General features: G+C 43.9%; 20 protein-coding genes. 11 read left to right on the top strand and 9 right to left on the bottom strand.

Annotation, left to right across the window (positions count from 1 at the left end):
• Positions 1-295 precede the first annotated feature (295 nt).
• A complete protein-coding gene (locus NH399_RS08230; RefSeq protein ID WP_253038671.1) occupies positions 296-3274 on the top strand; it encodes a hypothetical protein in 2979 nt (992 codons plus the stop codon).
• 61 nt (positions 3275-3335) lie between these two features.
• Here the strand turns inward: NH399_RS08230 and NH399_RS08225 are convergent, their stop codons facing one another.
• The gene (locus NH399_RS08225) at positions 3336-4160 is read right to left on the bottom strand and encodes a DUF3592 domain-containing protein (RefSeq protein ID WP_253038669.1); all 825 of its coding nucleotides are present in this window, start codon (positions 4158-4160) and stop codon (positions 3336-3338) included.
• 78 nt (positions 4161-4238) lie between these two features.
• Positions 4239-4709: a GNAT family N-acetyltransferase gene (locus tag NH399_RS08220; protein ID WP_253038667.1), complete on the bottom strand. Its 471-nt coding sequence runs from the start codon at positions 4707-4709 to the stop codon at positions 4239-4241.
• A gap of 258 nt (positions 4710-4967) precedes the next feature.
• Here NH399_RS08220 and NH399_RS08215 point away from each other — a divergent pair, with 258 nt between their 5' ends.
• Positions 4968-5294, top strand: a complete 327-nt coding sequence (locus NH399_RS08215) for a hypothetical protein (RefSeq protein ID WP_253038665.1) — start codon at positions 4968-4970, stop codon at positions 5292-5294.
• On the opposite strand, the gene NH399_RS08210 is transcribed toward NH399_RS08215, so the two are convergent.
• Positions 5291-6187 (bottom strand): alpha/beta fold hydrolase, encoded by an 897-nt coding sequence (locus NH399_RS08210; RefSeq protein ID WP_253038663.1) that lies wholly within the window; start codon positions 6185-6187, stop codon positions 5291-5293. The genes NH399_RS08215 and NH399_RS08210 overlap by 4 nt on opposite strands.
• Positions 6188-6805: 618 nt before the next feature.
• On the opposite strand from NH399_RS08210, the gene NH399_RS08205 reads away from it, so the two are divergent.
• Positions 6806-9124: a hypothetical protein gene (locus tag NH399_RS08205; protein ID WP_253038655.1), complete on the top strand. Its 2319-nt coding sequence runs from the start codon at positions 6806-6808 to the stop codon at positions 9122-9124.
• Positions 9125-9305: 181 nt separating this feature from the next.
• Here the strand turns inward: NH399_RS08205 and NH399_RS08200 are convergent, their stop codons facing one another.
• The 4 genes from NH399_RS08200 to NH399_RS08190 all read right to left on the bottom strand — a co-directional run bounded on the left by NH399_RS08200 (position 9306) and on the right by NH399_RS08190 (position 13535).
• Positions 9306-10409 (bottom strand): phosphoribosylaminoimidazolesuccinocarboxamide synthase, encoded by a 1104-nt coding sequence (locus NH399_RS08200; protein ID WP_253038654.1) that lies wholly within the window; start codon positions 10407-10409, stop codon positions 9306-9308.
• 62 nt (positions 10410-10471) lie between these two features.
• Complete coding sequence (locus tag NH399_RS25470; RefSeq protein WP_256489373.1) at positions 10472-10603, bottom strand: hypothetical protein; 132 nt, start codon at positions 10601-10603, stop codon at positions 10472-10474.
• Between the two features lie 28 nt (positions 10604-10631).
• A complete protein-coding gene (locus NH399_RS08195) occupies positions 10632-11666 on the bottom strand; it encodes a CvpA family protein (protein WP_253038653.1) in 1035 nt (344 codons plus the stop codon).
• A gap of 174 nt (positions 11667-11840) precedes the next feature.
• Positions 11841-13535, bottom strand: a complete 1695-nt coding sequence (locus tag NH399_RS08190; RefSeq protein ID WP_253038651.1) for an NAD(P)/FAD-dependent oxidoreductase — start codon at positions 13533-13535, stop codon at positions 11841-11843.
• 160 nt (positions 13536-13695) lie between these two features.
• Between NH399_RS08190 and NH399_RS08185 the strand changes: the two genes are divergently transcribed.
• Positions 13696-14238: a PadR family transcriptional regulator gene (locus tag NH399_RS08185; RefSeq protein WP_253038649.1), complete on the top strand. Its 543-nt coding sequence runs from the start codon at positions 13696-13698 to the stop codon at positions 14236-14238.
• Positions 14239-14292: 54 nt separating this feature from the next.
• On the opposite strand, the gene NH399_RS08180 is transcribed toward NH399_RS08185, so the two are convergent.
• Together NH399_RS08180 and NH399_RS08175 are read right to left on the bottom strand one after the other, a co-directional pair.
• On the bottom strand, positions 14293-14715 hold the full coding sequence (locus NH399_RS08180) for an organic hydroperoxide resistance protein (RefSeq protein ID WP_253038647.1): 423 nt from the start codon (positions 14713-14715) through the stop codon (positions 14293-14295).
• A gap of 161 nt (positions 14716-14876) precedes the next feature.
• Positions 14877-15314 (bottom strand): MarR family winged helix-turn-helix transcriptional regulator, encoded by a 438-nt coding sequence (locus tag NH399_RS08175; protein ID WP_253038645.1) that lies wholly within the window; start codon positions 15312-15314, stop codon positions 14877-14879.
• A 210-nt stretch (positions 15315-15524) separates the two neighbouring features.
• Here NH399_RS08175 and NH399_RS08170 point away from each other — a divergent pair, with 210 nt between their 5' ends.
• From NH399_RS08170 to NH399_RS08140, 7 genes are all read left to right on the top strand, one after another.
• A complete protein-coding gene (locus NH399_RS08170) occupies positions 15525-16070 on the top strand; it encodes a VOC family protein (protein ID WP_253038643.1) in 546 nt (181 codons plus the stop codon).
• On the top strand, positions 16067-16876 hold the full coding sequence (gene phhA, locus NH399_RS08165; RefSeq protein WP_253038641.1) for a phenylalanine 4-monooxygenase: 810 nt from the start codon (positions 16067-16069) through the stop codon (positions 16874-16876). The genes NH399_RS08170 and phhA overlap by 4 nt, the downstream gene beginning before the upstream one ends.
• A 56-nt stretch (positions 16877-16932) precedes the next feature.
• Positions 16933-18903: a pyridoxal-dependent decarboxylase gene (locus NH399_RS08160; RefSeq protein ID WP_253038639.1), complete on the top strand. Its 1971-nt coding sequence runs from the start codon at positions 16933-16935 to the stop codon at positions 18901-18903.
• Between the two features lie 311 nt (positions 18904-19214).
• Positions 19215-20414, top strand: a complete 1200-nt coding sequence (gene zigA / locus NH399_RS08155) for a zinc metallochaperone GTPase ZigA (RefSeq protein WP_253038637.1) — start codon at positions 19215-19217, stop codon at positions 20412-20414.
• The gene (locus tag NH399_RS08150; RefSeq protein ID WP_253038626.1) at positions 20411-21085 is read left to right on the top strand and encodes a DUF1826 domain-containing protein; all 675 of its coding nucleotides are present in this window, start codon (positions 20411-20413) and stop codon (positions 21083-21085) included. Before zigA ends, NH399_RS08150 begins: the two co-directional genes overlap by 4 nt.
• Positions 21086-21109: 24 nt before the next feature.
• Entirely contained in the window at positions 21110-21715 is a 606-nt protein-coding gene (locus NH399_RS08145) for a DUF2796 domain-containing protein (protein ID WP_253038624.1), read from the top strand.
• Positions 21716-21781: 66 nt separating this feature from the next.
• On the top strand, positions 21782-22210 hold the full coding sequence (locus NH399_RS08140) for a MerC domain-containing protein (protein WP_253038622.1): 429 nt from the start codon (positions 21782-21784) through the stop codon (positions 22208-22210).
• The last annotated feature ends 161 nt before the right edge of the window (positions 22211-22371 follow it).

Genomic DNA, 22371 nt, shown 5'->3' with positions numbered 1-22371 from the left:
AATAAATTTAGCCAAATACACTTAGCGGCAAAAAATTACGGCGTAACTTAAAGAGTTGACTGTGCTTTAAAAAGTGAATAGCAGCGACAAAAACCTACTTCAACAACCTTGTCATCCGATTGACATGGCTTGCTCACTATTTTGGTTTATTATGAATAAAACAGTCTAATCTATTTTTTATCTCACAATGAGTATATAACGAAGCTTCGTTCGAGACGTAAAGGAACTGATCAGCCAGCGTTAGCTCTAAACTAAAAACGTTCAGTGGCAGTAATCATTTAAGGAGAGTGTATTTATGAATATCGATAAGCTTACCGATTATTTGAATCTCATACCCGATCTGGATCTCGTCAAACTGATAGAAGAAAAAGTAAAAAGCTTCGGTGTTGATGATGAACAGGTCTTGTCGATTATCTCTCACATTATCAATGACCATGCAGATGCCATTGAAGCACTTGAAGGAAAACTCAAAGAAGCTTATGACGACATTAAAGAAGTTTTCGACGATGCCGAAGCCTATAAACAAAAAATTGCTCAGCAACTGAAAAAACTAGAAAGTTGGGGCATCGTCTACCACGACGGAAAGCTGCACACACCGACTCTTAAACGCTTTATAGCCACGGGAAAGCAGCAACAAAGCTGGTCATTTACTCGAAGTGCTGATCGCAAGCCTGTACTAAAAGGCATTCCCGTCGCTATCGAAGGTGGCTTTAGTGCTGGTCTGGAATTTGACGTAGATACCGCGCAAAGTACTCAAACAGATTTCGATGTCACTTTGCCAGAAAGCGATTGCTGTTTACGCTATGGCATTGATGTGAGCAGCCATGCAGGAGCCTCGGTGGCAGGTGCTATCAGTGCTTTTAGTTTTGGCGCTTCCGCCAAAGGTCAGCTGGATATCGGGCTGGATTATCTTTATCAATATGATGAAACACAGCCACTCTTCTCTGCCTTAAAAGACTCCTTGCAAAATCTGGCTCACTCTCGCGTAAGCTTCTTTGATTTAACTCATAGTCAGGCAGCACTGGCACAACCAAAGCCTGATATTCCGTCGGATTATCATGGGCTGCGTCAAATTCGCACTGAAGTCCGTAAGGGATTCGAGTTCTCTGGCAGCTTAGGCGCTAACCAAACCATTAGTGCTTCTGGCTTTGTTAATGTTGCTGACAATCAACACAGTCTCGATTCCTCCATGGCGCTGGGAGCTTCCGCCAGTTATTCCATGAAGCACTCTGGGCATTTATTATGCACCGCTGAAAAAATAGATAACAACTTGCTAAGTATTTCGCTTACCAGTGACCGCTCAAAGGAAAGCACTACGGGCTTGACGCTTGGCGTCGACCTCTCAGTCAAAGGGCTTGATGAACTTGGCAAAGCCATGGTCGAACACTATTTGCCTTATGATGAAAAATGGTTAGAAGAATTAGATGAGTGGAGTCAACTAGGCACCTCTATAAAAAATGACTTAATCAGCGCCATTAATGATGAAGTTGAGGATGATACGCTCAAGTCGCTGCTTAAGGTGATTGTAGGAGAAGAAAACCTAGATGCTTTAGTCACACAACTACAAGCTCAAATCAAAGAAGAACTCGCCCCGTTAGATAAAGAGTTTGTTCTATGGTTTGACAGTGGTGCAGAGCACTTACAACAACGAGTGTCTCAGCAGCTCGAAGCATTGGAACTTCCAGCGGATGTCGAAACGCGCTTATTAGATAGCATAGACACCAAGTTGGAAGAATGGCTTGATCAATATCAGCAGGAATTGAGTGAAAAAATAAAGCAAAGAATCACCGCTGTGGCCAACCAAAGCCCAGCAAAAATAAAACAGTGGTTGGCGCCCCTAGAAAAACTCGGCGTAAAAAGCAACGACATTGTTAGCGACATTAACAGCCATTCCGAAAAGCTCGTGAGTAAAGTCAAAGAATTAGTGGGTGAATATCAAGAATTAAGACAGCGCTTAATAAAAGGAGCAGAAAAAGCGGCCGAGTTCCAACTTGCCGCACAGTTTAACTATAGCCGCCAATCCTGGACCAAAGACACAGCGTTATTAAATGTTCGCCTACGCCCCCTTGAACAACCATCAGCTGAAGCAGAACGGCTGTATCGTTACATGATGTTGGGGCAAGTAGGCAAAGCCTTTAGCATAGCCCTGCAGATGCAAAAAGATGGCAGCACCGAGCTGGATGATATCGACGGAGCCTTTACCCATTGGTCAAAAACGCTGACACAGTTCCGCCTGGGTATCAAATTGCCAGGCTTTGAGTTTTATAGCGCTAGCCGCCGCATATCAGAGGTAGACGTTAAGGTCGATGAGTCCGGTCAACTCACTTTCGGTAGCGCAAGCTCTACTCTCGAAGAAGAAGCAGGCGGATTTGGCGAAGTGCGAAAACTGTCTCTGTTTAGCACCAGCAACATTCTCCAATCAATCACCTCCGCCAATGTACCTACGACAGGAGGTATTAGCTTATCTTTAGACGATGAAGATCTTGAACTTGAAGAGTTAAAAGAATTTCTCAACAGTGTCGAAGACGCTGATGAAGAACTGCTAGCTGAGGGAACAACAGCCAGAGCCATGTCTTTGTATAAACCCATTGCTGCCAACAGCAAAACATCAGCCAAGTTGTCATTAAGTATGACCTTACCGCCCCACTTCTATCAAAATTTTGCCAGTCTTACGCCGGAGGAAGCCTTTAACACTGCTTGCGAAAGCTTTTTAGCATCGCGCTTTAGCGACACCAACGATCTCGAGCTTTTCGGCGATATGGTCGATAGTTTCCGTTCGGCAACCAGCGAAGCAGAGTTTATTCGTAAAATCGGCAAGAAAAAACGCGTAAAACGAGCCATTAAGCTTTATAACAAAAAGAACGGCTCAACACCGGATATACCCGTCTCTGCAGGAGCCAATACTCCCTTAGGCAATATACTCAAACAGACGCTGCAAATTTATCGTTGTGCCAATGCATTTCGTATGGCGTCAGAAGACTTCCGTCAACTAGGGCTTATCGCGCAACAACTGAATGGAAAAACCATCAGCGACCTCAAGAATGACCCTTTGGTAGAGTCATTAAAAGAAGTGTCAGATAGTATTAATAAGCAGATGGCAACCATGGTCTCTGTTAATAACGCACTTACCGGATTGTTTATGGAAACAGCCACCTGGCGAACGCTGGGTCTGTTGCGACTTATGGCAGATTTGACTACAAGTGATAAGCCATTAATGACGGCGACACTCACCGTTCGCAAGCATAATAAAGAGAATAATATCGTTCTGGTTTGATAAGATAAACAGTACTTTCAGCCGTATGCGGATGCAAAGCAAACGGCTGAAAGTTGTTTTATTAGATCATATAAAGATTGCCCCAAATGACAATGGCAGGAATAATCAGCGAAGCAATTGCACTCTTCATTCCAACATCTTCTACCTCTTGATCATCCATTTGTGGTTGTGACGGTAATGCATCTAGCATCGCTGCATCATCAGGTTTGTCTGGATTATATATAACAGGCTCTTTTTTATTATCAGTTAAGGCGCGAGTTTGATGCGTCTTAACAACCGTTTCATGTTCATCACCCTTTTCATCAGTAAAACGAAAAGTCAGTTTATAAACGGTTTGATCGTTAATCTCAGTATTTGTTCGTTCCTTACTTGCCAACACTGCCTCGCCAATCACACCTCTTTTTAACAGCGAAGTGACTTTGATCGAAGCTTTCAATTTAAGCAACAACCAGAGCAGCCCAACGAAAGCAAACACACCAATCAATGCCGCCCAAGGCCCCATCTCTGAACGTCTTAACCCAGCAATTCTGGATTTGTCGGGTGAGCCGGCAGGATACTCGATGGTAACGTTATCTCCGGAACCATAGCGACGCCCCGAACTATAAGAAACATCCTCAAACTCACCTTGCCCTTCAAGAAAAAAGCGATAATGATAGGCATAAACGGACCGCTCGTTCACTTCAAGGTTTGTTTCGTAGCTCTCAAATATTTGCCCCTGAGTTTTCTTAACCTCACCTTGGTAGTAGATGAAGGATAAATCTGCCGTCGCGGCAAATATCCAAAAGAAAATACAACTGAAACCAAAGAACAACCAAGCTCCTTGGTTGGTAGCACCACCAAAAAGAATCTTTAATCGCGTGGCAATGGGGAGTGTGCGGTTAATCATTAATTCGCTCTTCCGTTATCAAGTATAAGCTCATGATAAACATGAATATTCATTGTAAACAACCCTTTTCTGGAGCTGCTAGAGGTGTTTTTCCATCAACCAGTTAACTAATATCTGGCCATTACGCTCACTATTAACCTGCTCTATGGTTTCAAAGCCCTGCTTGCTAAAAAATGGGCTGGCAAACTTAGAGGCATTAACGGTTAGTTTGCTTAGCCCTTGCAGCTTCGCCTTCTGTTCCAGAAAATCATATAGCTGCGAGGCAATCCCTTGACGCTGATAGTCTTTATGGGTGTAAGTCCACTCAATGTGTCCAGACTCGGTCAGGGTGATAAAGCCGACAACAACGTCGTCTTTGATTGCAACAAAAGGTGGCCAATCTTCTAGTCGCTTGGTCCAGTGTTGATAATCTATGGGCAAAGGTGCCCACTCGTTGATTTGCTCCTGTGTGTAATACTCCAATCCTACCTCATGAATAGTGTCATAAAAAATATCGGTGAGCGCCTTAGCATCTGCAAGCTCAAAATCTCGAATCGTGAGTGTCGACATAGGGGGGTCTCTACTTTCTATTTATTTAACAAAAATTTGATACGTTACTCGCAACAAATGGGGACCATCTGTGTCATAACCTTTAATAGCTCATTATTTTTGACGAATGAGTAAGGTTGGCAAGCTTGTACAAGGGCAAGTGGTCAGTGGGCAAAACATAAGCTTCACAAAACTTTCAAGTGAACCTTATTGAGCCAACTCATAATTTAACAAGCTTATGTTTGAAAAACTCCCAACATAGAATGTCAGGATACCAGGATGATAGAGCAAAGCAGCCACCCGGATAACGATATCAAAGCTCAAACACTTAAGCTGTTATTGTCGGAGCCATTATATCAATTTCATGCAAAGAAAAAACTCATCAATATTTGCTGCACCCCCTCTTTGTTTGAGCTGATTGACAGCCACCCTCCTTACGTTGATGTGCGCTTTTTAGTCCGCCTGCATTTACGCAATTTGTTGCGCAACGAGTGCTCCTTGCATCAACATTGGAGTAAATACACGACCTCAGTTCTCACTGAGTTAAGTAATGGCTCCATTGAACATCAGAGCAAGACACCTTTCTTTAACCAAAACGACCTTTAATCGTGTTGATTTAACCATTCAAGAACTTGAGGAAAATGGTCATCAACGGCAAGTTTATGGGTGAGCATATTGACGTGATCATAATCATGCTGATTGCCATTTTGTTTGCCTAGTAACGAGTACTTTGCGTTTTGGTTTGCTGTTTCGGTCATAAAATCTTGTACGTCGGAGGGATTACCTAACACACGATCATTAACCGCAGCAATAAACCAGGTGGGTGGCATGCTTGCGTTTAGCGCCGCTGCCCCATAATCAAAACGATCTACTGCATCAATCCACTGCTCTTCTACAATCCAACGACCGCACTCGACCAAAAATTGATAGCTTTCGTTCTCTGAACCCATGTTCATTTTAACAGCATCTAAAACACCGCTTTTTCGGGCGATTTTTCTTGCAACAAAATTCCAGAAAAGATCAATTTTGAACCACTTTTCAAAACTACGAACTCGAATGGTCCGCTTGGTTCCAAAAAACGTCTGTGAGCGCACCATTTGAGCAACGTCGGTAAAACGAGCCATCGTTGAGCTCATCAACACACCACCCCAGGAGTGAGCAACCCAATGCTGAGGCTCGTCATAATGTTGCGCGATGTAGCGGGCTACCCTAGGCAGATCATGAGCAATATAATCGTTTTGCCCATGATCAGAATTTTGTGTCAAAGAAGGCTGGCTTTTTCCTCGTCCGCGCATATCCATTATCAGGCATCGATAGCCTTGTTGGCATAGATAAGGCGCAAGGCCTTTATTCGACTCCGTATAAAATATCAGACCATTCTCCAACACCCCATGGAGAAACAAGATATTGCCCTTTATCTCCGCCTGCTCTGGCTCTAATACGCGCAAGTGAAGTTGATGCTCATGGGATGGAACAAATATCGAAGTCTGCTGAATCATATACGGCTCTAGAGGGTTGAGTTCAGACCGCGCTTCGGCGCTCTGGTCTTACCAGATTTAGCCATTCAGTGTATAGCAATTGATAATGAATAAAAAGCAGGGGGGATGGTCGGCAACCTTGCTAATTTAGTGAAGGCCCGCAGCTCTTTCAGTGATGGCCTCAGCCAAAGCCCATTTTTTGTTCGACAAGGCAGAATGAGCGCGATGTAGTTATTCAACATAAGCAAAGTTCTAACGCCGCCGAGTGACAAGTGAGCCCCTATGGGTTGTGTCTAAAATGGCGCCACTCTTTGTTACTCATCGTTTACCAGGAGTGATCAAACGACACTCCTTACGTTGCGATTGATGCTATTTTAGTCACAACAGAGATATTCTATGAAAAAGACCAACAGGCCCTAGTTTTTGGATGAATATCTTCCCCTACAGACAGCGTCAGCGCGCGCCTTGCAGATTTCTGCCTTTACATTTTGGCCTGTTTCCGTTAAATTGTCGCCAAATATTATGCTATACGGACATTTAGCAACCATTTTTTTAGGGACAGGACGTCTCTAACTATTTGAAATTTAGTAATATTTAGTCATTTATATTAGGAACAGACAGCTCTTAAAAGGTATCGTTATGTTTAAAAAAACACTTGCAGCGACGGCTCTTGCATCAATATTGGCCGGATGTGGCGGTGGTGGCTCAGCTTCAAACAAAGCCCCCAAAGTCACAGTAAGCAACACTTCTTTACAAGAAAGCGCTCAAATTATCCTTCGAGCGACTGTCAGCGATGAAGATGGCTCCATTGCCTCCTATCAATGGACTCAAAAATCAGGCTTCTCACTTTCTTTAAACAATACAGATACTGCCGCAGTAGAAATTACAGCCCCAGCAGTTACTCAATCCGAACAGGCCGTACTAACGATCACGGTCACCGATGATGCAGGTTCAAGCTCAAGTGCCGACGCCATCGTTACAATAGAACCCAATCTTATTAGCTTTAAATTGGCTGGCAACGTTACTGGCGCTAGCGGCGCTCTGGCTAACGTAGACATCCAGATTGGCGAGCACAGCTTCACCGCAGCAGCAAATGAAAGTGGTGAGTACAGTGTTGATATCAGCCTCGATGATTCCTTTGCCCAACTTCCTGTCGCAGCTTTTGCTACGGGAACCAATCAGTATGCCCATGTAAAAATGGCTTCGATGGTTGGAAACCTTAATTCACTCTATCAGTCAGCTCAAGATGGCATTGTCAGTAATGCGCAAGTCGCTGCAACCAATATCAGCAGTATCAGTTCCATTATTTACACATTAACCCAACAGCAATCGGCCAAAACCGCTGCCTCCTTTGAATCGGCTCTCAAACAAATAGAGTTGCGTTCGATAATGTCAATGGCAACAGCTCTGAAACTGGTTAATGAGCATTCTGCGGATAACGAAGATTTAGCGCTTCCTGATGCTTTCAATCATTCCCTTGAATTAATCAGCGTGCCAGAAGCACTGCATCAATACATTACGCTGGCAAAGAAAGACCATAAAGCTCTTTATGATGCGACCAACAATACCCTTATTGAGCAATTAAGCAGCAGTTTTCCTAATGCTCATAATTTTACGAATGAACATTTTTATTTTTTGGGAGAAGGATATTCTTTTGGTTTAGGTCAATTAGAACTACGAGAAGATCAAACTGGCGTAAAAATTGATCGTTCACGAAAAGCGAATATTAATTGGAATTCAAGCAGCTCGGGTTTAGAAGTCAGCTACCAAGAGCCGATTATGACGCACCAAGGCCCTCAATGGTTTCCAGCGTATCAGACAAGTTTTGAAGTTGAGCATTTCGATACCAAATACGATTATCGGCTCCTTGCTGAGACGGATGAAACAGCAGTCTTTCACGTCACCAAACATAGCATTAAACGTTTCCCCAATGGAGAATTTCCAGAAACCTCACGTCCGCCAGTTTCCTACATTGGCCGAGCGATAAAAGACTCTACATTAGGCGATATTGCCAACTTTATGGAGGTTGGAAAAACCTACTCTCTGCCTCGAGGTAAAGTAGAAACTCCAATAGTAAACTCTACTCTAAGTGGATGGGACTTATCTTACTATGTACTCAGCGTTACACTAGAAGATAACCAAACAGCAACAGCACAAATCCCCAGCGTACATGGTGATGGTCGTGTTACCTATGCTCCTCAAAGCCTGAACTATCGCTTTACTGACGATGGTCACTTTGAGCTGTTTGATGACTCCAACCAACTCAATTTACGCTATGCACTTGTCTTAGAGAATGGTAAAGCACCACGCTTTAATCTGCTTGCAAAAGAAGGTGAAACAACATTCTCACACACAGCATGGGCACTAGAAAAAAGTAACGATACTGAGTGGGATACAAATAACCTTGCGGGTATTTACGAATATGCCGTCAATCCTTCTTTTGAATGGCTCAACAGACTCTGGTTCGAAGTGAATGCTGATGGTACTGCTGTATCGGTTATTACCAATGATATTAATCGCAATGGACAGTTAGAAGAGAACGAGTTCAGCGTTATGCCAGGCTTTTGGCAAATAAACAGCCGCAACAATCTGGTTGTTCGTCGCTATCGAATGAAAGAATCTACAGGCTCAAGAGATTATTGTATGCCTACAGCTTTCGAGCCAGCTGATGATGCAGACTGTGTGTTGTATCACGAACGAGAACTGAACCTGCATCAGGTTGTTGGTAACACTCATTATGTTCAACATTTACATCATTTTTATCAAGACATGTATCGTAGTCCTACAGATGACCCAAGCACAGGCCATATTTTGTGGTTTTCGACAATTGACAATAGAACCTGGACGCGTTTAGAGCAAGCGCCTCATTCTCTTCCTCCTACTGCTAATAAGAATGGAACTGGCAGCAACTCTGCACAGATGGAAGAACTTTTAAAAAGAGAAATATCGATTCAATAATTAAGATCGTAAAAGGCCGTCAGAAGACGGCCTTTTTTATGCTTCTAACAGCAACGAAGATTTTAGAACAGAAACAAGCATCGATTTTTTATCCTTTTTAACATCAAACTGTCTAGGAGCAGTTGCTCTCTCGTTGATAACTTCTGCCTAATATGACATCACTCTTTGTTGCTCGTCAGCCCTAATCAACCAAATCGTACTCGCTACGCAAAATCTCAATGATTTCAGCTTTCGGATTGTCTGATAGCTCAATTTTTTGGCCAGTAATTTTGCTGGCAATGCCAAGATAGGTTTCTGATACTTCCATGAGTACCGACTCAGGTAACTCATTATCACGCGCTAACGCTTGACGCTCATCCATGCGATCTTTATTTAATAAGATGTCAGGATCTGGGAAGTGACTTAACAACAACTGACGGAAAGCTTCTTTCGACTTTTCGATGACTTTACCGGCTCGGTAAGTTTCGCCATCCCAAATACGCGAAGAATCCGGTGTGCCGACTTCATCCATATAGATAAGTTTTTCGTTACCCTCTTTGTCGTTCACATAACCAAACTCGAATTTGGTATCAACAAAGATTTGATCCAGTTCTGCTAAGGCATCACTGATCACATCAAAACCTTCTTTCAACAGTTTTTCGTAAAGGTCAACATCCTCTGCTTTGGTGAAATTAAACGCCTGATAATTATTAACGATATCAGCGCGCGTTACATTCACATCATCCGCTTCTGGAACGCCGGGAATGCCTTTTAGAATGCCTTTGGTTGAAGGCGTAATGAGCAGCTCGGGTAATTTCTGATCTTTCTTCAGATCATCGGCCATTTCGATGCCACAAAACTCGCGCTCACCTTTGTCGTAAGCTCGCCACATAGAGCCCGTAATATACTGACGACAAATGGCCTCAATCATAACGGGCTTTGCTTTTTGAACAATCCACACAAAAGGATGTGGGATATCAAGAATGTGGCTGTCTGCCAGACCTTTTTCGCGGAATAGCTTGAACCAGTGGTTAGAGATGGCATTTAGCGCTGCACCTTTTCCAGGTACGCCATTCATACCACCCTCTCCTCGCCAAATGCAATCAAACGCAGAAATACGATCACTGATGACCATAATCGCCAAAGGAGTGTCAGGAGCCACGTCGTAGCCTTTTTCTTCGATCAAACGGCGGCTATCGGCTTCGGTTAACCAGTAAACAGAGCGTACTTTTCCGCTATGAACTGGACGATCGGTGCGAATAGGAAGATCGTTATTTACGGCCAATACTTTATCGGCAAGACTCATAACACATTGTCCTTACATTGATGATTTGGATGACAATAAAATCTGGAAATGGAGGGTCGAGTTTACCCGCAGGTGCGCAGGGTTTGAACAACGGCAAAAAGAGCGCTTTCCAGAGCCGGAATAATACCAGTATTTTTTAGCTTTTCCAGTATTTTAGCGCCTTTTACAGCGCTAAGTCGCTGTTGAGTATTCATATTCCCTTCTTAGCAATACCAGAAGAGTTTATTGCCCTTCTGGCGGCTCTTTGTCGGAGTAATGGACAACGCCTTTATCATCAACCCAGCGGTACACCTGAGAAGGAGACTTAGCACGCTGCTTAGCTTGCTGAATAACCGCTTCTAACCCAGGCGCCTGTTGAATCTTCTCTAATAACAACGATAAAGCGTCACTGTTCATCACTTCGAACGCATTTCCTGTCTGTAGCATGCGTTGAAACTCTGGGTTTTGAAGTAAGTTTTGAATCTCGGGATCTTGTTGGATCTGATGGTAACGCAGCCACATATCTGTCACTTTGTTGGCCAATAAAGGCTCGATTTCCTGTCCCGGTTTTAGCAAGCCACTGTTTTCGGCCAAGGCCACTAACTCAGGATTGTTGGCCAAGGCTTTAAATGCTGGCAATGACTGCACCTGAGCAACGTCACCACGACTAAGGATCGACTGATTTTTCGGGTTACGGAAAAGCTCAGACAAAGCCGGATCTTGAGTCAGTTGTTTAATGTTCTTTAATGATTCGTCAGGCCGCGCCAACAAAGAAGCACTGGCCTGAGCGAGCTCATTATCTTTGGTCGCCACTTTTAGTGCTCCGCTCACCCACCCTGCTACCTGCTTCTTGGCAAAGGTTTCAAGTTGGTTCGGAGCTTGAGTCTCCTGTGGTTGCAAGCCCGGTAACAGCCCCTGAACAAAAGACAACAACCAGATAGCAACTAGCCCCAGCACAGAACCAATACCCAGTCCCAATATGGCCCCTGGAATATTGCCTCGACTGTCTTCCTTTACCAGCAAGCGACTCGCAATGGCGACCACCAAAGTGTGGGTGAGCATAAAAATCGCAGCACCGCTAATAAACAACGCCAGCATGCCTCTAAACTGAGATGAATTTTCCAGCCAGGCAGCAACAGACGGGGTTAACAGCCATGCAGCAGCATAAGCGCTGGCCAAGCCAAGAATGCTCACAAACATACCGGCCAGTCCAGAACGATACCCTCGATAGGTCATTACGAGTACAACGGCGATAAAAATAATGTGCGGCAACGCCATAAAAATTCCTGTTTTCAACACGGCAATGGCTGAAAACTGTAAACCAGAGCTTAGAGAGAAGCAAACTGAAGATTAAGATAGGAGCTAGAAATGTCCTTAGGCTTTCAAAGCGCAGTGCTGTTGGCTGCGCTTCGAAGTTCTTTGGATCTAAGACTAGCTCCTATTACGAAGAGACTAGCCCGCGGAAGTCACAGGCTTAGTTAACGGAAAATCCTGTGGTTGATAATCCTTTAATAAACGGGTGATTTTGCGCGCTTTGAGCAGGCCTTCCATTGACATAGTAGTCATTAATCCACCCATTAATGCGCCTCCGACACCGGCAGTGACTACATCAGCGCCCGTTAAATAAAAGTTTTTAATGGCTGTTTGAGGATGTAAGAAAGGCTGATCAAAACGCTCCATACTGTGATCAAGGCCGTAGATCTCACCAAATTGGTTAAGCTGATAAAACTCTGTCGATAGAGGCGTCGATAACTCGTAATAATCTAACGCATCACGTAACTGAGGCACATGCTTATATAAACGCTCAAGCAACTCCTGAGATAAACGCTCTTTGTAAGCTTCATAATCATCACCTCGTTGCTGCCACTGGGTACCCTGCCAGGATTGATACCAATCCATATTCGCCAGAGTCACCACCTCTACCGTCGATTTGTTGGGATAGCGTTCGTCCCAATCAGGATCTTTGGTTGAAGGAAAAGAAACATAAGTGAATGGAATGTTTTCGCCAGAGCCGGATAGATAACGATCAAAATTACCTTCATGATCACCGTCGGGATAAATCCATAAATTGGTGGAGCTCAGATCAAGTGCATTGGTGTCACCCTTAAAACCCGCATACAAGCACAAGTGCGCTATTGAAGGCTTCACCTTTTCTTTCCAATCTTGCGGCAACCAACGTTGACGCGACGCTTCTGGCAGCAGGCGATTGGCCGTATTCAAGAAGCCTGCATTGCTCACAATTTTATCAGCTTTGATCACATCACCAGTTACCATACGAACGCCGATAGCCGTGTTGTTTTCGACCACCACTTCGTCGACTTCTGCATAGGTAAACACTTCACCGCCAGACTTCTGAATGGTTGGAATAATAGTTCGCGCTATGGCAGAGGCTCCACCGACGGGATAAGCCCCACCTGCCAGATAATGTTTGGCGACCAGCGCATGCATAATAAAGGCAGCGCTTTCGGGGATCTGGCCATAGTCTCCCCACTGTCCGGTGAGTACCGAAATCAATTTTTGGTTGGATGTCAGCCCCTCGAGCACCTCGCGGGTCTTCATAAAACATTCTTTAGGCAAGAACCAAGGCTTAACTCGGTTGTAGATTCGCCCCATCCACGCAGGCATCGCCTGAGCTGCGAAAAATCGTGGCGACAAAGCACTCATCTTGCGAATCAAATCAACATACTGCTTAATGGCAGATTCTTCTTCTGGAAAACGCTTTACCAAAGAATCAATAAATTCCTGACGACCCGCTTTAAAATCAAAAGCTTCATCACCAATGATGATGCGATCGTATACCGAATCCATCTCTTGCCACTTCAAACGTCCCTCACTGACCACATCAAAAATGCGTCGTAAAGTTGAGTAAGGTTTGTGCACTTCACCAATATAATGAACGCCAACATCCCACTCGTAGCCTTCTCGTTCATAAGCATGGGTAAACCCGCCTGCTGTATAGTGCTGCTCTAGAACACAGACTTTTTTACCGAGCAATGACAACAAAGCCGCGTTGGCCAGGCCACCAATACCAGAACCAATCACAATAACATCATAATGTTCGTCAGCCCGACCACTGCGATAGCGTCGCCCTGTTCTCACATTCACTTTGCGCTTTTTCTTCTTATTGACGTCATTATCTGAACTCATGTTCACTCTCCATTACGAGTTTGGTCGGCCATCAGCACCTATGCAATTATTTGCATAACATATCACTCGACAATTACCTATGCAACTTATTGCATACAGCCATCACAAATCGAATATAATAGCGACAAGAAACTGACCTGATTGAACCCGGAGGCCTATCTTGTCGCTAAAACATGCCATTTTGGCGCTACTCACTACAGAAGATAGCAGCGGCTACGACTTAATGAAGCGTTTTAAAGAACGCTTAGGGTATTTTTGGAATGCCAGCCATCAACAAATGTATCAGCAACTCAAAGTCATGCATCAAGATGAGTTGATCGAATTTGAAGTGGAGCATCAACCCAACAAACCCGACCGTAAGATTTACTCAATCACACCGCAGGGTCAGCAGACGTTAAACGAGTGGCTTCTCTCCCCCGTCAAACCCAATAAGATCAACGACGCCTTGCTGGTCAAGCTCTACGCAGGCGAGTTTGTCGACACCCAGATACTTATCGAAGAAATGCAAGAACATCGTGCCACTCACGAAAAAATGCTAAGAACATTCAAAGAGTTAGAAAAGGAATATCAAGCGCTTTCTCAAAACGAAAGAACAAAGCTCAGACTGCCCTACCTGACATTACGGCGAGGGATTTTAGGCGAAGAAGCCTGGTTGAAATGGGCGGATGAGGTGGATGAAGTTTTGCTGAATCTTGCTCCATAAACGGTGATGTTTAGGTACGCACGATAGCGTACCTAGTCGGCTAGCTCACAAGTATTAAGCGACTGAAGTTGTCACATCAATATTGCCTCGAGTGGCATTTGAATAAGGGCAAACCTGATGAGCCGTCTCAACCAGTTTTTCAGCAACTTCGCTCTCTAGCCCAGGGAGCGATACCGCGAGATGAGCGTTGATGGTAAAACCAGCGCCTTTGTCATTTTCGCCGATACCTACAATGGCAGTCACACTCACATCGGCTGGCAATGCTAGCTTTTGTTGACCAGCAACGAATTTCATAGCGCCAATAAAACAGGCTGAATAACCAGCTGCAAATAGTTGTTCAGGGTTAGTCCCCTCGCCCCCAGCTCCGCCCAGTTCTTGAGGCGTACTCAGAGACACATCCAATTTTTGATCCGATGAAACCGAACGACCGTCGCGACCACCTGTTGATGTCGCTGTAGCACTGTATATTGCTTGCATATATTTATCCTCTCTTTAATCACTCTCTATTCAATATTGGCCTCGAAGGCTCATCGAGATAGCTAACGCCCAAATAGTTATCGCGATAACTATTAAGTTAAAAATAAATCCAGCTCAGACTGGACTTTATTTATGTTATCGCAATAACTATTAGTGCACAACTAATTTCCGAGAATTTTCTTTCGCAGCGATACCAGCTGGTCTTTAAGCGTATGGATGTCTTCTGGCGAAAAATTGCAGCTCTCAACAATGCAGGAGTTAACTTTGAGGGCTTCTTCTTTAAGCGCTTTGCCCTTATCTGTTAAACGAATGGTCAAGGTTCTGTCGTCCTCAATCCCTCTAGCGCGAACCACTAACCCATCGGCTTCCAGTCGCTTTAAAACAGGCGTTAGAGAACCCGACTTTTGTCCCAACCGGCCGCCTATTTCCTTAAGGCTAACACCGTCTTTTTCCCACAAAATCAACATGATAGTGTACTGAGGATAAGTTAAGCCAATCGCATCCAAGGGTTCTTTGTAGAGCTGAGTCATCGCCAGCGAAGTCGAATACAGCGCAAAACACAATTGGTTATCGAGTAGCAATCGTTCTGAGTCTTTCATGTTGGTCCTGTCTTAATACTTATTGCAACAATAGTTTGAGTGATAATTATTGATGCGTCAATCTCGCTTAGAATATGAGCTTTACCATTCTGGCCACTCTCGGCCACAGCTCCGATCTGACAATAAGACTCTACACCTGATTGATCTAAATCAAGACGTCTATAAAAGCCCACAGCTAACCTGATTCGACTGACACCAAGAGATAATGCAATGAAAATACAACAAATTCACCATGTGGCCTATCGCTGCAATGATGCAAAAGAAACCGTTGAATTTTATAACAAAGTATTGGGTATGAACTTTATATTGGCCATCGCTGAAGACAAAGTGCCTTCAACAAAAGAACCTGATCCTTATATGCATATTTTTTTGGATGCTGGAAACGGCAACATACTGGCTTTTTTTGAACTGCCAAACTCACCTCAGATGAGCAAAGATCCCAATACACCCGAATGGGTGCAACACATTGCTCTTCAGGTTGAAGATGAAGACACTCTAACAAAAGCTAAACAGGCTCTTGAAGCACAAGGCATTGAGGTTGTCGGTCCAACAAATCACGAAATCATTAAGTCCATTTACTTTTTTGATCCCAACGGACATCGGTTGGAATTAACAACGGTTACTGCGACCGAATCTATGTTGGCTCGATTGGACGAAGTGAAATGGGAGATGCTGGAAGAATGGTCAAAAACGAAGAAGGCCCCAAAACAAGCTGACTGGTTGCACAACAAAGAATTTGATCAGGAGTCAGCATGACACAATACATTGCAAAAACTCCTGATGGAAACGGCTATGTTGATTACACAGCCGAAGAGAATAACACCTGGGCGTTCCTTTACGATAGACAAATGAAGCTCATCAGGGGACGCGCGTGTGATGAATATCTGTTAGGACTCGATATTTTAGGGTTATCTAACGACAATATCCCACAACTTCCAGATGTTAACAGAGCACTCAGGCAGTCAACAGGATGGGAGGTTGCGGCAGTACCCGCACTGATCCCTTTTGGACGCTTTTTTGAACTGCTGGCAAATAAACAGTTTCCAGCCGCGACATTCATTCGCAGCAAAGAAGAGATCGATTATCTTCAGGAGCCCGATATATTTCACGAAATCTACGGGCACTGTCCGCTGTTAACCGATCCGATCTATGCTGAGTTCGTTCATAACTACGGCAAATTAGGTTTGAGCGCAACGGCTCAAGAACGAGTTTATCTGGCCAGGGTGTTCTGGTTCACCATCGAGTTTGGTTTGATTCAAAAGAACAATGATTTGAGAATTTATGGGGCGGGAATTTTATCGTCAAAAAGTGAAACAGTTTACAGTCTAGAAAGCAATAAGCCTCAGCGCAAACCATTTGATTTGTTAGACGTACTGAGAACACCTTATCGAATTGACATTATGCAAACGATTTACTTTGTTATTCATCAGTTTGAAGACATCTACAACGCAATGGATACTTCGATTATGCAACGCATTAGTGAAGCCATTGAACTGGGTAATTTTGAACCCAGCTTTCCAGAAAAAAATGCACCTTCGGCAAAAAGTCGACATGACTGCTAAATCGTGCCTAATAAACCAATAAGTATCAAAAGCTAAACAAGCTAAGGATGATACCTATGAACCTAGAGTTTTTGTCTCCCTACTTCATCGGACCTTACGGTGAAAACAATGATGTATTTGAAAAAATACTCACGGAGCTTTTGCGTGATCATATTTACTGGCGAAGAAATATTCACCCTGAAGACTTGCCCGCTATTTCTACCTTCGCTTCACAATCACCAGACTATCAGGCGGCCATTGCTAAAACACGAACAGAGCTCCATAAACTCACTGCAAATCTCAAGCAGTCAGTGCCTTTTTTTAGCCCTCGTTACATTGGTCACATGTGTTCCGACCTTTTTATGCCGGGCTTAATCGCACAAATCGTGACAACCTTGTATAACCCTAACAATGTGTCTTTTGATGCAGCAACAGTTACCGTCAATCTAGAACTAGAAGTCGGTAAACAGTTTGCACAAATGTTTGGCTTTAATACGGACCCCGATCAATACCCTTGTGCCTGGGGACACTTAACCTCTGGTGGCACAGTCGCTAACTACGAAAGTCTATGGAACTTTAGAGCCGCAAAGTACTACCCAATTGCCTTATTCGAAACCTTAAAGGAACGCGAGTTAGACACACCAGAAAGCAAAGTCTTGCCGCAAAAATTACAAGATGCGAATACATGGCAGCTAATGAACCTGTCAATCGATCAGGTACTGCAATTACGCAGTGAAACTCTTAGCTTCTGGCAATATAAATACCCGCAACACTTTCGTGAAATACAAGACACCATTGAGCAACAAAGAATTGAACATCAAGGAATGGGACTGTTTTATGCCAATCACTGGAAATGCAAACAACCTCTAGTTTTGGTTCCTGCCTCAGCACACTACAGCTGGGAAAAAGCCATGAAAGTGATGGGGTTTGGTGCCGCTCAGTTGGTTAAATTGCCGATCAAATCAGATATGCGATTAGACATCGAAGCTCTGGATAAAATACTCGCCAATGCCTGTTCAAAGAACATTCCTATATTGGCCTGTGTCGCGATTATGGGGACTACCGAGTTCGGCACCATCGATCCTATTCACAGTCTCGTTGCACTACGCGAAAAATACCGACAACAAGGGTTAGATTTTTACATTCATGTAGACGCTGCCTGGGGAGGTTATTTGTCGAGCCTGTTTCGCGATGAAGATGGCTCTACCATTAGTCACGCGCAGGCTCAATCGATGTATAAGTATTTTCCTTCAGACGAAGTTTATCAATCCATTACTAGTGTCGAAAAAGTCGACTCAGTCACCATTGATCCCCATAAACTTGGCTACTTGCCCTTTGGTGCGGGTGGCTTTATCGCAAAAAATCGAGACATTACAAAACTACTAACGCAAAAAGCACCTTACGTATTTGAGGAAGACAAAGACAATGAAGCCAATGTTCAATTTGAAAAACTTGGGCAATTTATTTTAGAAGGTTCCAAGCCAGGCTCAGTGGCTGCAGCGTCTTATGTTACCAATAAAGTTCTGCCTCTCAACTATAAGAACTTTGGTCGCTTGATTAAACAAACGATTAAAACCGCAGAGTATTTTTATGATCAGATTCTGGAGCTTAAGGAATCCTTAGAAGACAAAGTGAATATCTGTTTGCCCTACACCCCCGATACCAACTTACTTTGTATCGCCATAAACCCTGTTGGTAATCGTTCCGTCACTGCCATGAACGACTTTGGTCAAGATATTTATCAACATCTAAAAGTCCATAAGGATAAGGCTCCTAAAAACCAACAATTTATCGGTTCGAATACTTATCTATTGCGCTCGAATATCAGCGATCAACACGCTCACTATCTCTGCGATTTATTAGGCTTGGATGACCAGGGGTTTGTTCAATATGTTGAAGACGAGAACACACAGAGCGATAAGATTTTTCTTTTGCGCCATACCATCATGAATCCCTGGTTGACTGACCAGACCAATGGCGATGACTATATTACGAAATACTGCCAGTATCTTGAACAGCTTATCGATCAGGCTTTAAATGCACGATAGCCCAAGATATGGGCATAGCCAAAGATTCAGCACCTGTTGGTTGGAGTGATAGTCACCTAACCAACAGGTGTTCACACCTTAAACCGCTTCAAGGAAGAGATATTTTCTTTATTATCAAACAGTTACATTTCTACTTCGCTTGAATAAATACCATTTCGAAACCTTATCTCACACCCGTTTTTGCCTACCTTTGCACCAGTGATCTTCTCAACCAATGGTTGATGCCCGAAAAGTCTTTACGCTCATTAATGATATGATATATCATTTCCTAAAAATACATATAACGCTAATCTGCATGGGATAGATGACTCATGGCCAAATTACCTGTAACTGTGCTATCCGGCTTCCTTGGCGCCGGGAAAACAACGGTACTTAATCATATTCTGAATAATCGCGAAGGCAAAAAGGTGGCGGTTATTGTGAATGATATGAGCGAAATCAATATCGATGCCTCCCTGGTTCAAAACGAAGTCTCCTTGAGTCATAAAGAGGAAAAGTTGATAGAGATGAGCAATGGATGCATTTGCTGCACTTTACGTGAAGATTTGCTCCTTGAGGTCAACAATTTGGCTCAAAATGGAAAGTTCGATTATCTGGTCGTTGAGTCAACAGGTATTTCTGAGCCCCTACCCGTGGCAGAAACCTTTACCTTTGCCGACGAAAATGGTGTGTCGCTGTCGGATGTGGCAACACTGGATACCATGGTTACAGTGGTCGATGCCGTTAATTTTCTAAAAGATTATGATACGGCAAAATCTCTTCAAGAATCGGGCGAATCTCTTGGCGAAGAAGATGAACGAAGCGTTGCTGATTTGCTGGTCGATCAGGTTGAATTTGCCGATGTGATACTGATCAGCAAAACGGATCTGGCGAGCACATCGGAAATCAAACGGCTTACCGCCATACTAAAAACGCTTAATACTCGCGCCAAAATTATTCCCATCGCTAATGGCAACGTCGCCATAAAAGAAGTACTGGATACCGGTGCCTTTGATTTTGAGCAAGCCCAACAATCGCCGGGCTGGCTTAAAGAAATGCGCGGAGAGCATGTTCCTGAAACAGAAGAGTATGGCATAGGCAGTTTCAGTTACATCGCTCGCCGCCCTTTCCACCCAGAGAAGTTTTATAACTTCCTCCACAGTACACAGAAGTTTGGCAAACTCATTCGTTCAAAAGGTTTTTTCTGGCTTGCTTCTCGCCCTCAGTTTGCTGGTCAATGGAGCCAAGCTGGCGGCATCGCACGTTATGGCTTTGCAGGATTGTTCTGGAAGTCAGTGCCAAAAGAAGACTGGCCTCAAGACGAAGAATATCTGGCATCCATACAAAAGCAATGGGTAGAACCCTTCGGCGATATGCGCCAGGAGTTAGTGTTCATTGGGCAAGGACTGGATAAACAAGCCATGACCCAAGGTCTTGATGAATGCCTTTTATCAGAAGATGAATTACTCAAAGGTAAAGATTACTGGGTGACTTTGAGTGATCCCTTCCCTGCATGGAGAGAGAATGTATGAACACAGCCATCTCTAACACAGCCGAATTTCAAGAGATCTCCAGACAAGCCATTAAAGACAATCAACCAGCGGTATTGCCAGAAATTTATAAAGAAGATACCAACATCGTTATTTGGCAGCGCAACCTCGACAACAGTTTAGTAGAGGCTGCGGATCATATTTTAAGTACCCAGCCGCAGTTGCAAGCGTCAATTTTGGTCAATCCTAAGAATGCTTATAACGTTCTTAATGACGTACTCGGCGATGCACCAGTGACAAACACACTGAGCGAAGACATTGCACATCTGACCGATATGTTTTGCTATTTATTTGAACTCAACAACGTAGGCCTCCGACTGACCGCTCTTGATCGTGCCATGTGCCCGCGCTTTCATGTGGATCGTGTGCCCTGTCGTTTGGTGACAACCTATCGTGGAGTGGCTTCTCAATGGCTCCCTCATGACTGTGTTGATAGAACCAAACTTGGCCCAGGCAGTGAAGGAAAAAGTGACGATGAATCGGGTCTGTTTAGTCAAGCGAGTGACATTCAACAACTTAATGAAGGGGATGTCGCATTGCTTAAGGGCGAGTACTGGCAAGGCAATGAAGGTGCTGGTCTGGTTCACCGCTCACCCATGGTTCCGCAAGACTCTCTCCGTCTACTACTGACGCTTGATTTTACCAACCGTTAAATGCTCCATTTCGCAGGAGGAAAAGTGATCAAGGTTTTTACTCATATCGTTGTCGTAACTTTCGCAGCGATGCTTATCCCTATCTATGCGTTAGACAATACCGAAAATCTGACGTCTCATGAACATGGTTCATCAGAGTTAACCATTGTCATCGAAAAACAATCGGTCGAAATAGAACTGATATCACCAGCAGCCAATCTGGTTGGCTTTGAGCATGTGGCGACGCGCAAAGAAGACATTAACAAAGTTCATAAGGCGGTTGCAGACTTACGCCAACATGACACGCTGCTTTTATTGTCCGGCGGCCACTGTGCTCACAAAGACACCTCAATCGAACTGAACGGTCTTATTAGTGAAAAGCAGCACCATCATCACAACAAGTCAGCTCATGATCACAGTCACACACATAATCATACTCATAGCCATGACCATAAACACGCAAATAAACATAACGACATCGTTGCTCATTATCGTTATCACTGCGAAGAATCGAGCTTGCAGTCGTTAAGCTTAACTAACTTGTTTAAGTCGTTTCCCGGTATTAACGAAGTTAAGGTTATGTGGGTAAAACCCACCAAACAAGGTGCAGATAAACTCTCACTCAAAGATCCCATGGTTCGATTTAAATAAATTTCACTAGCCGTTTTAAAACATCCGCTCTGAAATATCGATCGAACAGAAAGATAGGAAAAATCGATGAAAATCACTCAAGCTATTACTGATAAATTTGCCATAGGTTTATCGCTCATGTGCGCGATACATTGCCTGGCCTTGCCAGTCTTACTGGTGTTGATACCTAGCCTGATGGCATTAAACCTGGACAACGAAGCCTTCCATATCGGAATGGTCATCGCGGTACTGCCAACCAGTGTGTTTGCTTTAACTCTGGGTTGCAAACAACACAAACGCTATTCGGTAGTCATTTTTGGAGGCATTGGATTAAGTCTATTGATATTGGCTCTCGTTCTTGGAGAAGCCGTCATAGGTGAAGCGGGAGAAAAGATTTTAACCGCTCTGGGTGCCAGCTTTGTTGCCCTTGGTCACTGGTTTAACTACCGACTTTGCCAGACACATCAGCACGAAGATTGTGCTTGCCCCGAAGAAGCAAAGCAGTCATTAGAATAAACCCAGAAGCTTCTTCTGATGGATCCATGTCTTGGTCAACAGGACAAAAGCTCCTGCAATCGCTTAGCGTCTGAAAAGCTCGCCTCTCGATAAACTTTGATGTTGTTTTGTTGCTCTCGATAAAAATCGAGAGCTTTACGTTTTATCTTTTAAATTTTATT

This window comes from Pleionea sp. CnH1-48 (assembly GCF_024124665.1).
Classification (GTDB): Bacteria; Pseudomonadota; Gammaproteobacteria; order Enterobacterales; family Kangiellaceae; genus JAMXSB01.
Note: the sequence above shows the minus strand (reverse complement) of the source record. Positions and strands in the feature narration are given on the sequence as shown.